Origin of the sequence: Hymenobacter sp. BT188 (assembly GCF_014333585.1) — a bacterium.
Classification (GTDB): Bacteria; Bacteroidota; Bacteroidia; order Cytophagales; family Hymenobacteraceae; genus Hymenobacter.
This window is the reverse complement of sequence record NZ_JACSCW010000003.1, coordinates 315,221-330,407: the sequence shown is the minus strand read 5'-3', so window position 1 is coordinate 330,407 and position 15,187 is coordinate 315,221. Positions and strand designations below refer to the sequence as shown.

Sequence of the window (15,187 nt, the reverse complement as noted above, 5' to 3'; positions counted from 1 at the left end):
AGCAGTTTTACTGCACTACCAAGCGCTTAGTCGTCACGTTAGCACCAGTTTTCACCTTGTACAGGTAAGTACCACGCGACAGGTTACCAGCGTCGAATTTCACTTGGTGGTTGCCAGCTGCTTCCGAGCCCGATACCAAAGTCTGCACTTTACGACCCATCGTGCTAAATACTTCCACACTTACTGGACCTTCTTCAGCTACGTAGTAGTTGATAGTAGTAGTGCCAGAGAAAGGGTTTGGATAAGCTACTGTCTCTTGGGCTACTGTGCCCTTGGTAGCAGTAGCAGCGCTCGTGCTAGCTGCAGCGGTTGGCTGCGTCTGGGCGTTGTATTGTGGGAACGTACGAGTCGCGATGACGGCGAACTCAGCGCGGGTTACGTTTTGCGCAGGCTTGAATGTAGCCTGAATCGTAGGCTGCAAATCGAACGGACCCTGCTTTACCGTGTAGTAAGCATTGATCAGGTTCAGTTCCAAAGCAACGCTCACATAGCCTTCCAGACCAGCTGGAATTTTAGAAGCGTCGTCGATAGCGATGGCCTGACCGTTTACCTGAACTGTCACTGGCTTGCCGTTGCGCTCCAACGCAAACTGCTGGAAGCCCAAACCCTGCACAAGTGAGTAAGCTAACTCTGCGCGGCTAACGGTGCCAGCAGGTGAGAAAGTACCCGCTGCGGTAGGCCGCATTACGCCGCTGAACTGGTGGAAACGGTCGCGCTGGGCAGAACCCTTGGCAGCTACAGCTTCGGTCAACAGAATGTCGTTGGCAGTGGTCACGTCAGAGAAGGTGCGGGCGCCGCTGGTGGGCAAATACTGGCGAATGCCTTGACCCATCAGTAGGTAATCAGCTAGTTGAATGCGGGTCAGATTCGCATTTGGTTGGAAACCAGTTGTCAAGCCATCTACGAGGCGGCTGTTTACAGCCATCTTGATAGCAGCCTCGGCTGGGTGACCAACAATGTCAGCCAGGTTTGTTGTGCCGCTTGGCGTGAGCAGCGAGATATTGCCTGTAACAGTTTCGGGCAAAGCCACACCGCGCAAACCTTCAACAGCCACTGTCCAGGTACCAGCAATGGGAGAAGCTACCGCTACGCCGCGGTCAGTAGTAAGCGTGAACGTAACAGGCGTGCCTGAGGTATAACGAACGCCATTCGGATCAATCAGAACCAAGTTAGTCAGGTTACCAGTTTCACCCAAAATACCTCTCGACGAGATTTTCACCTCTACGCTGTTCGTGCCAGGGTTTACGGGGAAAGTAAGCGAGTTGCCCGTGGTCAGAATGGGGTTGAAATTAATGGTGAAGGGAACTGTAGTAGTCTGCGCGTTTACGCTGCTGTTGAAGCGACGTGTAGCATTCACAGTAGAGCCGAAAGCGGAAGAGCGGAAAGCCTGATCAACGGCGGCAAAGGCGTTTACGTAGCCAGCACCCACTTCCCACGACTGATGGCCAGGCATGTTCGTAGCAGTTTTCATCAACAATTCCTTTACCTGAGCTGGCGAAAGGGAAGGCTTAGCCTCCAACAGAAGAGCTACAATACCTGCTACGTGCGGCGTAGCCATGGAAGTGCCGCTGCTGTGCGTGTAGAATGGAATTTGACCGGCAGGAAGTACTTCAGCATCTTGTTGTGCACCCAAGGAAGATACTGGAGCAATAGCACGGGTAGATACTACGTCTACGCCAGGAGCTACAATAGAAGGCTCGTTCTTGAAAGTCCAGGTTTCACCATCGACAGTGAAAGTGCCTTGCTCGCCGCGCACACCGCGAGAGGAGAAGTCAGCTAACAAGCCATTACGGTCGCCAGCGCCCACCGATATGGTCCAGGGGGCAATTGCGTAAGGGTTATGGGTATCGGCGCTAGGGCCTTCGTTGCCAGCAGCAAATACGACCACCATACCACGGTCGTAACACTTCTTAGTAACCACGTTTATAGGCTGATCAGGGTTGAAGTCGCCGCTGGTGCCGAAAGAGTTGCTGATAACGCGGATGTTGTACTGAGCTTGGTGGGTAAGCGCGTAGTCGAAACCACCAATAGCGTCAAGCACGAGCAGCGCACCACCCGAGCCGTAGCCCAAAAGATTAGCGCCGGGTGCTACGCCCTCATATTTGCCCCCCGACTTGGCACCATTGCCTCCTACAGTACCAGCGCAGTGTGTGCCGTGGCCAGAGTTGGTATCAGTGTTTGGTACACCCTCCACATATGTGACGGGCAGCATTGCATCCTGAGAATTCAGGTTAGTAGAGCCCAATACGTTCTGTACTAGGTGCGGGCCAAACTTGATATCGTCATGCGTACCATCGACGCCGCTATCATTGATGAGAACCCCAACGCCTTTTCCGGATACAGGCGAGCCGCCGTTGCGGGCGGTTGTCTCCTTATCCGTGCGCAGACGCTTCACGCCCGTCAGGTTGGTGTCGTCGAAGTTGTAGTAATCGAGCTTCTTGTTGATGTAGAGCGACCGAACCTCAGGGTTGCTAGCTAGCGCATCAACCTGAGTAGCGGTTGCTAATACACCGGCTATTGGCAAGGCCCGAAAGGTGATGCCTTTGGTAATACCGAGTTGCTGGAGTAAGCTCAACTGGGTGACTTGGGGGGCACCGTCGCCTTTGAAGGTGACGATTACCTGTGCAAGAGGGTTGGTCTTGAGGGCGGCGCGCAACTCTGGGTCAACGGTTGCCTGCCCAAAAGACGTGGTGACCTTCAGGCCAACCAGCAGAAGGGTGGTGAAAAATTTGCCTTTCATGTAGAGGTTTTGGAATAGATGGAGGGAGGGAAAGAGAACTGAAAAATTATGCAGGTTAAATACCTGCTTGAAAGACTTGTAAAACAGCTACAAAAATCCTTAAGCGCAAGCAGCAATATTTAACCAACTACATATACGATTAGTCATTTACAACTGGATTTTCTACACTCAGATTTATTTGTTCAGAGAATGATTTATTTTATTTTAAATCATTTTTCTCTTTACAAAACCTTTGCAAGAATTCAGCGTAAAAGCCGCAATTTTGCCTTAAAATCAAGGTATTGTCGATGTGTTTTCTTCTCCGTTATTAGCTATTACAGAGTCAAATTCGGCAATAAATCACTACAAAATGCTGTTACAAAAAGCGTTGCGAATACTACTGCTACTATCGCTTAAATGAGCTCTTATAACTGTGACAATATTATTTGCTCAGGACACGCACAAAAAGGAATACCAAACTGCTTTTGTGACACACAGCATTAAAATCCCTTTTTTATTCTGTGCTTTAATTATTAAATAGAGATATCCGCATGAAATGAATCGGCAGGCTTTTTTGAATTACTAACTGGCTTTATCTACGATGCTAACCCTCAAATTGGATTAGTGAAAAGCCAACTATTTAGCGGCCTTTCTGGAATAAATAAGGCACGTTTGTGACATAGCAATTACATAATATAGCATACCGAGTGCTTGTAGCAGGTGCAGATAAGCATCTGCAGCGGCGGCAATGATTCTTCACCAGTCAGATAGCTCCACACGCTGGTTTAGGAGCCTGGTCACGGTTATATTTGACCATGACTCGGCAGCACACATGGCGAATGGTAATGGCGTTGCTGGCCGGGTTGTTGGCATTGCTTGGGCTCGACCGCCTATTTCCGCTACCACCCGCCCCCCAATATTCGCCCATTATATCAGCCGCCGATGGCTCAGTACTGCACGCCTACCTCAACCCCACGCAGAAGTGGCGGATGAAAACCGAGTTACGGGAAATAACACCCGTATTGCGTAAGGCCATCATCGAAAAAGAAGACCGCTACTTCTATTACCACTTTGGGGTTAATCCGCTGGCGATTGTCAAAGCTGCGATGCGTAACCTGTTCCAGGAAGGCCGCACGACGGGGGCCAGCACGATTACCATGCAAGTGGCACGCCTGCTCGAACCCAAAGAGCGCACGGTAGGTAATAAGCTACTGGAAATGCTGCGCGCTACGCAACTGGAAGCGCATTATAGCAAAGACGAAATCCTGCAGCTGTACCTGAACCTGATACCATACGGGGGCAATGTGGAAGGCGTGAAGTCGGCAGCACTCCTGTACTTTCAGCAGCCTCCGGATTATCTTTCTCTGGCTCAAACCGTGACGTTGGCCATCATTCCAAACCGGCCAACAGGCTTGGTGCTAGGCAAGCACAATGCAGCTATTCTCACGGAGAGAAATAGGTGGCTGCGGCGCTTTGGGGGGCAAAATTTGTTTCCCAAACAGGATATAGCCGACGCGCTGCAGGAGCCGCTGGACGTGCAGCGCCACGCGGCACCGGCCCTAGCACCGCATCTGGCGCGGCGGCTGGTCCAGCGTTTTCCGGGCCAGGCTAGTATTGGCTCCACATTGCAGCGCGGCAAGCAAGCCAAAGCCGAAGACTTAACGCGCAATTATGTGCGCCGCTTGCACGCACTGGGCATCACCAATGCGGCGGTGCTGGTCATTAATAACCGCACCCGCGCCGTGGAAGCCTACGTTGGGTCCGCTGACTTTGGTGATGCTGCTAATCAGGGGCAAAATGATGGGGTGCAGGCCGTTCGCTCGCCGGGCAGTACGCTCAAGCCGTTTCTCTACGCACTGGCTTTAGATCGGGGCTACCTCACGCCCAAACGGCTCCTGCCTGATGTGCCCACCAACTTCCGTGGCTACCGCCCCGAAAACTTCGACAAGCGCTGCCACGGAGAGGTAACCGTGGAACGGGCGTTGGCCTACTCGCTTAATATTCCGGCCGTGGGCGTGCTGGCTGAGTTAGGTGTTCCTGCATTTACTGACAAGCTCAGCCAAGCCGGCTTCCGGCGCGTGGCCCGTGATGCGCCTCACTTAGGCTTGAGCACGATTCTGGGTGGCTGTGGCGCTACGCTGGAAGAGTTGACCAACTTGTATGTGACGCTGGCTAATGGTGGACAATATGCATCGCTGGCGTGGACCGCACCTGCTGGCTCCAGCAAGATATATCAGCGCCGAACTGCCGCTGGGGGGCAAAAAGAAGTTACTGCGCTGCTTTCTGAATCGGCCGCTTACCTCACCACCGATATTCTTGCCCAACTCACGCGGCCTGACTTGCCCGTGGGCTACGAAACCAGTCGGCGGCTGCCCAAAATTGCTTGGAAAACCGGCACCAGCTACGGCCGCCGCGACGCCTGGAGCATTGGGTATAACCGCGAATACACCATTGGGGTGTGGGTGGGCAATTTCAGCGGGCACGGGGCGCCGGCCCTTACGGGCTCAGAGGTTGCCACTCCCCTCCTATTCGACCTGTTCAATTCATTGGCCTACAACTCGCCCAACAACTGGTTTTTACCCCCCAGCAGCCTGGATTTTCGGTTAGTGTGCGCCGAGAGCGGCCGACCTCCGGGCGAGTATTGCCCCAATCAGCTCATCGATTATTTCCTGCCCGGCATATCATCAGTGCAGCGCTGCCAGCACCAGCGCGAAGTACTATTAGCGGCTGATGGCGCCATGGTATACTGCCGGGCCTGTGCGCCAGCGGCCGGTTTTAGGCGCGAGTTGTATCCAAATTTGCCCCCCGGCGTGGCCGCTTTCCGCGAAACCCAAGGATTGCCTTACCGACGCCTGCCGCCCCACAATCCCGCTTGCCAGCTCGTACGAGGTGGCCCCGAAATGGCCCCCAGTATCGTCTCCCCATTGGCCGGCACCGACTATGTGCTCAACCGAGGCGAAGGACAGCAGTTGCTGCTAAGCTGCACCACCGACAGCGAAGTTCGGCAGGTATATTGGTACGTGAATGATGAGTTTTTGCGCGCCGCGCCGGCTACGGAGCGTGTCTTTTTCCGACCCTCGGCGGGCCCACTGAAAATATCCTGCGCCGATGACCACGGCCGCAATACGGATATTCAAATCACTGTAACGGAGCTCTAGAGCACTTCCATTTTCGGTCGTCTGGTTGCCCATTTAGTGCCTACAAAAAACTGCTCTTTGGTAGCAGTAACTCTTAGGTGATTATCTCTTAAAACAGAGCCAAATACTGCTTTTATCTGCCTTTTATTTTAAATCGTGTAATCCTTTTTGAATTTTACTTCGTTTAGTATTCCATTAACAGAGGAGCTATTGTGGCACGGTGCTTGTATTTACCTGCTAAGAATTTGTATAAGATTCCCAACTTAAAACATTCGTCATGAAAAAGCTTAGTTATATATCGACGCTGATTTTGCTGATCACGGCAACCTTTACGAACGCCGTTCAGGCTCAGGAGAAAAAGCCTTGGAGCCCCCAGGCGAAGGGTGCCGTAATTGGTGGTGTAGGCGGTGCAGCCGCTGGTGCTATTATTCATAAGCGCAACCGCCCCGTGGGTGGTGTAGTAGGTGGTGTGGCTGGCGCAGGTGTTGGTTATGCCATTGGTAAGCGCACCGACAACAAGCGTAAGGAAGCTGCCCGCGTAGCTGCTGCCAACCGCGCTGCCGCCAACCGGGCCGCGGCAGACCGCGCTGAGCGCGCCTCCTTGGCTCGCCGCGTAGAAGCCGCCGAAAAGAAAGCCGCCGTTGCTACTGCTCCAAAGCCCCAGGCTCAGCAATACCCTATGATGGCCAATGGCTTTGCCGCCACTGCTCCTCTGATGCTGGTTGGCGCCGATGGTGCTCCTATCGCTTCCAATGCTGCTTATCTGCCCAATGAGTCGTACGGCGAGCGCAACACGCCGTATCCTTCTTCGGAAGTGCGCAGAAAGAGCTGGTAACTCCGGAATTTTTCTACTTTCGCCGACTCTAGCCTTGCGCCGGAGTCGGCGAATTTCTTTACAGTCCACACTCTAATACTCCCCTCTTTATGAAATCCTTACTTTGGATTTTGTCCGCTTCCGTACTTCTGACGGCATCTTGCACCAAAACCGACGAGAAAGACTCGGCCGTAAATGCGCAAACGCTCAATCAGCAGTTTATCAGTGCCTGGAACAGCAAAAATGCCATTCAGCTAGACACCCTTTTCGCCGACGATGTGCATTTCCTACAAGGTGAAGCCCATTTCCAGGGCAAGTCGGAGGTTTCCAACCGTTGGGTACGCGAAACCATGGGCACCATTTCCAACCTACGCACCAACGTGGTAAGCACCGGCACCGACGCGCAAATAGCCTACGAGGCCGGCACGTACTCCGTGGATGTAGAGCCCACAACGCCGGGCGCGCCCATGGGCGAAGGCGAAGGCAACTTCATCCTGCTCTGGAAAAAGAACCCCAAAGGCAGCTGGAAACTCAGCTATGCACAGCTCGAAGGTTTGCCAGTTAAGGTTAAATAGACAACAAAGCTCGTTTTGAACGATACAGGCATAAAAAAGCCCCCCACAACTAATTGTGGGGGGCTTTTTTGCATTTCAGTTTCTTTTAAGAATCGGTCGTGCGAGCTAGGTACCCTTCTCCGTCCAGCACCGGCTCCATGTGCTTCGACTCTTCCTCCGTAAATAGCCGCGAGCGAATTAGAAAGCGCACACCCAAGGGAATTTCGAGCGAGAAGCTGGCCCCACGCCCCTTCGTGACATCCACCGTGAGTTGGGTGTGTTGCCAGTACTCAAACTGACTGGCGCTCATGAAAAAGTCGCAGCCGTGGATAGTACCCAGCCATACATCGGCTCCGCCCACCCGAAATTCACCCGCCGCAAAGCACATAGGCGAAGATCCGTCGCAGCAGCCACCGCTTTGGTGAAACATCAAGGGGCCATGCTCATCGCGGAGCAAATCGATAGTGGCTTCTGCAGCGGGTGTTACGAGGACGCGAGGAGTAGACAATGGGTGAATGAGTGAGTGGGTGAATGGCTGAATGTTTGCTCAACATCAGACTTTACTTATGAATTCTTCAGCGAAGGTTGATTTTATTACTGCTTTCAGGCAACGGACAAAACTCGCTGCTTTGCGTGTAATTAAGCTGTATCAAAGCTTGCCACGCACGGGAGAGGCGCAGGTGCTTGGGAAACAATTACTGAGATCAGCAACATCGGTGGCAGCTAATTACCGCGCTGTGTGCCGCGCCCGCTCGGGCAATGAGCAATACGCTAAACTGTGCATTTGCGTTGAAGAAGCCGACGAAACACAGCTTTGGCTTGAGTTACTAGGTGAAGCCGGCATCATACCCCAAATCCGCTTAGCTGACCTCCAACAAGAATACCTTGAAATAGTATCCGTGCTAGAAAAAGCTCGCAGCTCTCATCGAGGCAATGAGTGAATGGCTGAATGGCTGAATGGCTGAATATTCACCCATTCAGCCATTCAGCCATTCACTCATTGCTAAAAGAAGCCTAGCTTCTGCTGGCTGTAGGAGATGAGCATGTTCTTGGTCTGGCGGTAGTGCGCGAGCATCATCTTGTGGTTCTCACGACCAAAACCCGACGCTTTGTAGCCACCGAATGGGGCGCCTGCTGGGTAATCGTGGTAGCAATTGACCCACACGCGGCCGGCCTGAATAGCGCGCGGCATCTTGTACAGCTCGTGGGCGTCGCGGCTCCAGAGACCAGCACCCAGACCGTAGAGTGTGTCATTGGCCAGCTCAATGGCTTCGTCGTTGTCCTTGAAAGTAGTTACCGACAGCACTGGCCCGAAGATTTCCTCCTGGAAAATACGCATTTTGTTGTGACCGCGGAAGATGGTGGGCTTGATGTAGTAGCCTTCGGTTAGCTCCTCATGATCGTGGGCGTGAGCTTCGCCGCCTACCAGCACCTCGGCTCCTTCGGCCTTGCCGATTTCGAGGTAGCTCAGAATTTTCTCGTACTGATCGTTCGAGGCCTGGGCGCCCATCATGGTGTCGGGGTCAAGCGGATGGCCTAATTTGATGGCTTTTACGCGCTCAATCAGGCGAGGCATAAACTGATCGTAAATGTCTTCGTGAATGAGCAGGCGCGACGGGCAGGTGCAGATTTCGCCCTGATTCAGCGCAAACATGGCCGCACCTTCCAAGCACTTGTCGAGGAAGTCGTCGTCGTGGTCCATCACCGATTTGCAGAAGATGTTCGGCGATTTGCCCCCCAGCTCCATCGTAACGGGAATAATGTTCTCGGCGGCGTATTGCAGAATGAGGCGGCCAGTAGTCGTCTCGCCGGTGAAGGCCACTTTCTGCACGCGCTTGTTGCTAGCGAGCGGCTTGCCGGCTTCGAGGCCAAAACCATTCACGACGTTGATTACACCGGCGGGCAGCACGTCTTGGATCAGCTCCATGAGCACCATAATAGAGGCGGGCGTCTGCTCGGCGGGCTTCACCACTACGCAGCAGCCAGCGGCCAGTGCGGGGGCAATTTTCCAGGTAGCCATCAGCAGCGGAAAATTCCAGGGAATAATTTGGCCTACTACGCCCAGCGGCTCCTGAATGACGAGGGAAAGCGTGTTCTCATTCAGCTCCGTGGCCGAGCCTTCCTCAGCCCGAATCACGCCCGCGAAGTAGCGGAAGTGGTCGATGGCAAGCGGAAGGTCGGCGGCCATGGTTTCACGGATGGCTTTGCCGTTCTCTACCGTTTCTACCGCCGCCAAGTGCTCCAGATTGGCTTCCATGATGTCGGCAATCTTCAAAAGCACGTTGCTGCGGGTAGTAGCCGAAGCTTTGCTCCATGACTTAAACGCCTCATGGGCGGCATCCAAGGCCAGCTCAATATCCTCTTTGGTGGAGCGAGCTACTTTACAAAACGCCTTGCCATCGATGGGTGACGGGTTCTCGAAGTACTGGCCTTTGATGGGGGCCACCCACTTGCCGCCGATGAAGTTGTCGTAGTGGGATTTGAACTGGGGGCGAGCAATGAGAGTGGTGGGATTTTCTAACGTTTCCATGCTGTGGGAGTTATGAATGAACACTTACCCCAAGGTAGCTTTCGTTATTGCTCAAAAGTGTGTAGTATTCTCTCAGTCTATCCGCCTATAGTCGCAAGTTTTTCGCTACCTAGTCCCACCCGTTATGTCCCAGGCCTTTCTACCGTCGCCCGTTGCGCTGCGCCACCCCGATCAGCTTCATGCTTTGGTTGAAAACCGCACCGTGTATTCGCTGGATGCCTTCGAGCTGAACATCTTCGAGACGCGCCAGACGGCTAGCAAGGTGCCGCTGAGCATGGGCAACTTGGTGCTGACTACCATGCTGCGAGGCAAGAAAGTGATGCACCTGGCCGGCCGACCAGCCTTTGATTATTTGCCCGGCGAATCGGTAATTGTAGGCGAGCAGCAGCTCATGGAGATCGATTTTCCCGAAGCCAGCGCTACCAATCCCACCCAGTGTCTGGCCCTAGCCATCCCCGCCGATACCATTCGCCAAACAGTTGACTTACTGAATGAGCGCCTGCCGCTAGCCGAGGAAAAAGCCCCCTGGAGCCTGGCAATGACCGATAATGCCCACCTCACCAACACGCCCGAGCTAACCGGCACGCTGGAGCGGCTTATTCATCTTTCGCAGGAGACGCACGCCAGCAAAGACGTATTGGCATCCTTCACCTTGCAGGAGTTACTGATTCGGCTGATGCAAACCCAGGCTCGTCAGCTCATTTTTCACAACTACGCCCAACACCTAAGCACCCACCGCTTCGCCCAAGTGGTACAGTATATCAAGCGCCACCTCACCGAGCAAATAACCGTAGAAAAGCTCAGTGAGCTAGCCTGTATGAGCAAGGCTACCTTTTTCCGCTTATTCAAGCGCGAGTTTGGCCTTACGCCAGTTGAGTATATTATTCAGGAGCGTCTAGCCGAAGCCAAACGCCTATTACGCAACCCTCTCACGACGGTAGCCGACGTATGCTTCCGCGCTGGTTTCAACAACACGAATTACTTCCAGTCGCTATTCAAGAAGTACGAAGGCATCACGCCAGGGCTGTATAAAAAGCGGTGCCGATAAAACTCTCTGGAGCTTTGTATTCTAAGAATTAATTCAGCTTAAAAGGTCGTCATGCCGAGCGCAGCGACGCATCTCGCGTGTTTAGTGGGAGTACTAACCTCTCATCAGCACGCGAGATGCGTCGCTGCGCTCGGCATGACGACCTGGTAGGTATATTGATAGCGTCCTATGCTTATTGCAGCTGATTCGAATCCTTGGCGATTGTCTTGTTCTTAATTGGTTGAAAACGGGTTTCGCGCGGCTGCTTTTCGCTTAAGTAGCGCCAGTAGCGCAGCGGAATGTGACGCCGGTGCAGCTTCATATTGCGGCGCTCTGGAATATTGGCGTGGTCAAAATAAGTTTGCCAGAGCAGACGAAATAGTGGCTCGCGCTCATCGAGCACAGTGGCCGACACGTCGGTGGAGCGCTGGGGGGCTTTTTCCTCAAACTGCACGATGTCGGTGCGGTGCAGGTCGTAGTAAAGACCGTAGCCGCGGCGCCGGTCAAAGATCAGCCAGCGCTGATCGGCGTAGCGCTTGGTGAAGTGGGGCGCAATGAGCGGCAGCACATCAAAATCGGGTTCAATGGTGGCATGAAACAACTCGTCCTGGGTTTTCTCGAAGCGCACGAAAGCTTCCATGCGGTGCTTTTCGCGAAACATCTGCTTGTCGATGTCGGCCACTAGGCGCACGCTGTCGTTGGTGTAATTCTCCGAGATATCCACCCGGCCCTTCGCCTCCACGGCTAGTTGCACGTAGCGGCAAATAATGATTTCGCGGTCGGCGCGCTCCGATAGAAACACGTGGTAGAGTCGAGCGCGCGCCTCTTTATCCATATACTTGAGTAAACCTTGCCACACACGGGCAGCTTTTTCCTCACTGGTGGCGATGGGCACAGTGGCCGTAAAAAGCCCCCCCTGCGCCGCGTCGGCTGGCTGAATGCTGTTGGGGGGCGTTTTGCGCTCATACATCTCCAGCAGCACCGTCAGCAAGCCATCGAAAGAGCCATCGTAAGTATAATCGTGCATAGAGGGGAGTAAATAGAAGGCGACATTAGCCAGCTAGTCAACTAACAGCTCGTCATGTTTCTGCAGGCAAAAGCCAGATTCAGCATGACGGGCCAGTTTCGGCAGTTGCTTAGCCTTGTACGGGTTGCAGCTGGCGGGCTGCGTCGCTGAGGGCTTGGGCCAGTTCGTGCAGCTGATCGATAAAGTTGGGCGTAGCGCCATCTACCACGCTGTTGATGTGCTCGGCCAAGGTTAGAAGCAGGCTGCTGACCTGATTTACATCGCCTGTATTAATAACACCTTCCAGCTCTCTTAAATCGTCGGCAATAGTCTTATAAGCTGGGTCGCCGCCTGTTTCCAGGAGTTCACTCCAGCTGTTAATGTTGCCAATAGCTGGGGTTTTACCGTTGGTAATATTCCCCTTAAGAATCCCGAGAGAGGCGTTTAAGTGAGTAGCGGCGGCAGATTGGGAAATGCTCATACATCGGTTGGGTTTAGGTGAACACTAGCCTTTCTTACTGCATCTGGCGCTCTGAGGTTAAGTAATGAAGGAATCAACCGTATTTTACTTCCTCTTTATTGCCCGCCATTTTCGTGCGGATGACCAAAGAACCGCAGTAACAACTCATTGACGGCTTCAGAATCTTCGTGCTGCACCCAGTGCGTAGATTTTTCAAAATAGGTAAGGCGGCCAGCCTCGCACCACGCCAGACTTTCCTGCGCCATATTGGGGTTGAGAAAAGCATCGTGCTTGCCCCACACGATGTGTATCGGTACCCGCACGCGCCCCGGCGGATTCAATTGCCGCACGTAGCGCGCCGCTGCCCGATACCAATTGAGCATACTGGTAATAGCCCTAGGCTGCGCCCAAGCTGCTCGGTAAAGCTTTAAATCTTCGGTACTAAAAGCCCCCCGGCGGCTGGTACCGCGCAATGTTTGTTCGCCGAGCTGGTAGTTGTTAAAGCTGAACGCCTTCTCGGGTAGCCACGAGAGCTGAAAAAAGAAAATATACCAGCTCTTGCTCAGCTGCCGAATGCTGTGCCGTAGCTCCTGAGCCATCACCCGCGGGTGCGGCACATTCAGAATAGCCACCCGCGCCACCCGAGCCGGGAAATAAGCCGCTAGGTTCCAGGCTACGAGCGCGCCCCAGTCGTGTCCGACTAAGAAGGCACGCTCGTGCCCGGCTGCATCAATCAGCCCGATAATATCGGCCGCCAAAGCGGGCATCTTATAAGCCGCAACCTGGGTAGGTTTGTCGCTGAGGTTGTAGCCGCGCTGATCTGGCGCCCACACTCGGTAACCTGCCTCCGCCAAGGCCGGGATTTGGCGTCGCCAGCTGTACCAGAACTCAGGAAAACCGTGCAACAGTATAATCAGCGGGCCATCTTGAGGGCCGCACTGCACCACATGCAGCGTAATGCCATTGGTGATGACGTCGTGATGTTCGAGTTCGTAGCGCACAACCCGTCTTACTACAGTTGCGGTAAGAAGTTGCCGCTCAGCTACAAACCAACTTTACAGCATCAGGCAGCCTCCGGGTGCGACTCGTCGCGGGCGGTGGTGTTGCGCACCGACTCGTGCAGCTGACGAACAAGCGGCAACAGGTCGCTGAGCTTGCAGCAGCAGGCCAGGCGTGCCACTTTCATTGTTTTGGGGGCTTCGGAAGGAGCGGCCGACGCGTCGGCGCCGCGGTGAGAAACAGTCATGGTAGTAGTTGTTGGTCGCTAATGGTTGGTTGTATGAAGAGCCGCCAGGCGGCGTTTGGGTGGCAGAATGAGAGAGAAAGTGTAGGCCGCACCTCAGTGCTTGAGGCTGTTCGGTCACTGCGGCGCGGCTTACTGCTTTCTGGGGGGCTTTTTCCAATACCAGAATGGTACCGGACTATGCCTATACTTTTATCTATAGATTTTAATGAGAAGTGATTTTCACGCGTTAGGAAGCCTGAGCAAAAAGATCGAGCTGCTGGGTAACAAGAGCGGAGCGCACCGCACCCGACCCAAATAGAATTTGCCGACGCAGGCTCTGCTCATCATATTCGCGGCTGTCCAGCGCCTGGCCGCGGCAAGTCAGGAAAAACTTGGCCCGCTTGAGCACCACGCCAAACTTGTGCAGATGATCCAAGGTGAGCGGTGCAAAGCGACGAGCAGCCACAATGCGCTTGGCCGAACGTGCCCCAACGCCGGGCACCCGCAAAATCATCTCGTAGTCGGCGGTTTGCACATCCACCGGGAAAACGTGGCGGTTGCGCAGCGCCCAGGCCAGCTTGGGGTCTATTTCCAGGTCGAGGTGGGGATGCTGAGGGTCCAGGATTTCGTCAGCCTGGAAGCCGTAGAAGCGAATCAACCAGTCAGACTGATACAGACGGTGCTCCCGAATAACGGGTGGACGCGTGAGCTGCGGCAGACGCGCATCATCCGTAACAGGCACATAGCCAGAATAGTATACCCGCTTCAGGCCATAACCTTTGTACAAGGAGTCAGAAAGCTGCAAAATCTGATGGTCATTCTCATCTGAAGCGCCCACTATAAGCTGGGTACTTTGGCCCGCCGCCGCAAAAGCCGGCACTTTCTTGAAAAGCGCCTTCTCTTCCTTGTTCTGCACAATGCCCTGATGAATCTGCTTCATCGGGGTCAGAATCTCTTTGTAGTTTTTCTCGGGGGCCAAATTCTGCAAACTTAGCTCCGAAGGCAACTCGATGTTCACGCTTAAGCGGTCGGCATACAGGCCGGCTTCCGCAATCAGCTCGGGCGAAGCACCCGGAATGGTCTTGACGTGGATGTAGCCGTTGAACTTGTGCTCGGTGCGCAGCTTCTTCACGATGCGTACTAGGCGCTCCATCGTGTAGTCGGAATCCTTAAAAATGCCGGAGCTTAGAAAAAGCCCTTCGATATAATTACGACGATAGAAGTTCATCGTCAGATCGACTACTTCGTCTACTGTAAAGGCGGCACGCTTCACATCGTTGCTGCGCCGCGACACGCAGTAAGCGCAGTCGAAAATACAGTAGTTGGTCAGCAGAATTTTGAGCAGCGACACGCAACGCCCGTCTTCGGTGTAGCTGTGGCAGATGCCCATGCCCTCAGCATTGCCCAAACCTTTGTTCTCGTTTTTGCGCTTTCCGCCACTGCTGGAGCACGACACATCGTACTTCGCGGCGTCTGCCAAAATACTTAGCTTTTCCTGAATTCGTTCGTTCATCCGAGGGCTTTTGATGGCTTAAAAATAGCAACTACACTTCATATACACAATACTACCTTAAGCTAATTTTTTTAGGAAAGGTTTCAAAAGCATTGCTCAAAATGGCCGGTTTGTACTAGAATTTGCCCCCCAGACCAGCAATCTTCAGACTATTGCGCCTGGTGCTTTTTTAGGCTTGATTTGGGGAAGTATCCCCTCATAA

13 protein-coding genes are annotated in these 15,187 nt (G+C 53.6%); 5 read left to right on the top strand and 8 right to left on the bottom strand.

Annotated features, from left to right (window positions below):
- Positions 1 to 7: 7 nt before the first annotated feature.
- Complete coding sequence (locus tag H8B13_RS09545) at positions 8 to 2,740, bottom strand: S8/S53 family peptidase (protein WP_187310575.1); 2,733 nt, start codon at positions 2,738 to 2,740, stop codon at positions 8 to 10.
- 794 nt (positions 2,741 to 3,534) lie between these two features.
- On the opposite strand from H8B13_RS09545, the gene pbpC reads away from it, so the two are divergent.
- The 3 genes from pbpC (at position 3,535) to H8B13_RS09530 (ending at position 7,245) form a co-directional block, all read left to right on the top strand.
- On the top strand, positions 3,535 to 5,877 hold the full coding sequence (gene pbpC, locus H8B13_RS09540) for a penicillin-binding protein 1C (protein ID WP_187310574.1): 2,343 nt from the start codon (positions 3,535 to 3,537) through the stop codon (positions 5,875 to 5,877).
- Between the two features lie 256 nt (positions 5,878 to 6,133).
- On the top strand, positions 6,134 to 6,691 hold the full coding sequence (locus tag H8B13_RS09535; RefSeq protein WP_187310573.1) for a YMGG-like glycine zipper-containing protein: 558 nt from the start codon (positions 6,134 to 6,136) through the stop codon (positions 6,689 to 6,691).
- A gap of 89 nt (positions 6,692 to 6,780) precedes the next feature.
- Positions 6,781 to 7,245: a YybH family protein gene (locus tag H8B13_RS09530; RefSeq protein ID WP_187310572.1), complete on the top strand. Its 465-nt coding sequence runs from the start codon at positions 6,781 to 6,783 to the stop codon at positions 7,243 to 7,245.
- Between the two features lie 85 nt (positions 7,246 to 7,330).
- On the opposite strand, the gene H8B13_RS09525 is transcribed toward H8B13_RS09530, so the two are convergent.
- Positions 7,331 to 7,732 carry a DUF779 domain-containing protein gene (locus tag H8B13_RS09525; protein ID WP_222841392.1) on the bottom strand — a complete coding sequence of 134 codons (402 nt, stop codon included), beginning with the start codon at positions 7,730 to 7,732 and terminating at the stop codon, positions 7,331 to 7,333.
- Positions 7,733 to 7,790: 58 nt separating this feature from the next.
- On the opposite strand from H8B13_RS09525, the gene H8B13_RS09520 reads away from it, so the two are divergent.
- Positions 7,791 to 8,165 carry a four helix bundle protein gene (locus H8B13_RS09520; protein ID WP_187310571.1) on the top strand — a complete coding sequence of 125 codons (375 nt, stop codon included), beginning with the start codon at positions 7,791 to 7,793 and terminating at the stop codon, positions 8,163 to 8,165.
- 62 nt (positions 8,166 to 8,227) lie between these two features.
- On the opposite strand, the gene H8B13_RS09515 is transcribed toward H8B13_RS09520, so the two are convergent.
- Positions 8,228 to 9,754 carry an aldehyde dehydrogenase family protein gene (locus tag H8B13_RS09515; RefSeq protein WP_187310570.1) on the bottom strand — a complete coding sequence of 509 codons (1,527 nt, stop codon included), beginning with the start codon at positions 9,752 to 9,754 and terminating at the stop codon, positions 8,228 to 8,230.
- Between the two features lie 124 nt (positions 9,755 to 9,878).
- Between H8B13_RS09515 and H8B13_RS09510 the strand changes: the two genes are divergently transcribed.
- Positions 9,879 to 10,802: an AraC family transcriptional regulator gene (locus H8B13_RS09510; protein WP_187310569.1), complete on the top strand. Its 924-nt coding sequence runs from the start codon at positions 9,879 to 9,881 to the stop codon at positions 10,800 to 10,802.
- 172 nt (positions 10,803 to 10,974) lie between these two features.
- Here the strand turns inward: H8B13_RS09510 and H8B13_RS09505 are convergent, their stop codons facing one another.
- The 5 genes from H8B13_RS09505 to H8B13_RS09485 all read right to left on the bottom strand — a co-directional run bounded on the left by H8B13_RS09505 (position 10,975) and on the right by H8B13_RS09485 (position 14,985).
- Entirely contained in the window at positions 10,975 to 11,808 is an 834-nt protein-coding gene (locus H8B13_RS09505; RefSeq protein WP_187310568.1) for a TIGR03915 family putative DNA repair protein, read from the bottom strand.
- 109 nt (positions 11,809 to 11,917) lie between these two features.
- Positions 11,918 to 12,268 carry a hypothetical protein gene (locus H8B13_RS09500; protein ID WP_187310567.1) on the bottom strand — a complete coding sequence of 117 codons (351 nt, stop codon included), beginning with the start codon at positions 12,266 to 12,268 and terminating at the stop codon, positions 11,918 to 11,920.
- Positions 12,269 to 12,363: 95 nt separating this feature from the next.
- Positions 12,364 to 13,248: an alpha/beta fold hydrolase gene (locus H8B13_RS09495; RefSeq protein WP_187310566.1), complete on the bottom strand. Its 885-nt coding sequence runs from the start codon at positions 13,246 to 13,248 to the stop codon at positions 12,364 to 12,366.
- 62 nt (positions 13,249 to 13,310) lie between these two features.
- On the bottom strand, positions 13,311 to 13,493 hold the full coding sequence (locus H8B13_RS09490; protein ID WP_187310565.1) for a hypothetical protein: 183 nt from the start codon (positions 13,491 to 13,493) through the stop codon (positions 13,311 to 13,313).
- A 226-nt stretch (positions 13,494 to 13,719) separates the two neighbouring features.
- Positions 13,720 to 14,985, bottom strand: a complete 1,266-nt coding sequence (locus tag H8B13_RS09485) for a putative DNA modification/repair radical SAM protein (protein WP_187310564.1) — start codon at positions 14,983 to 14,985, stop codon at positions 13,720 to 13,722.
- Positions 14,986 to 15,187: the final 202 nt, after the last annotated feature.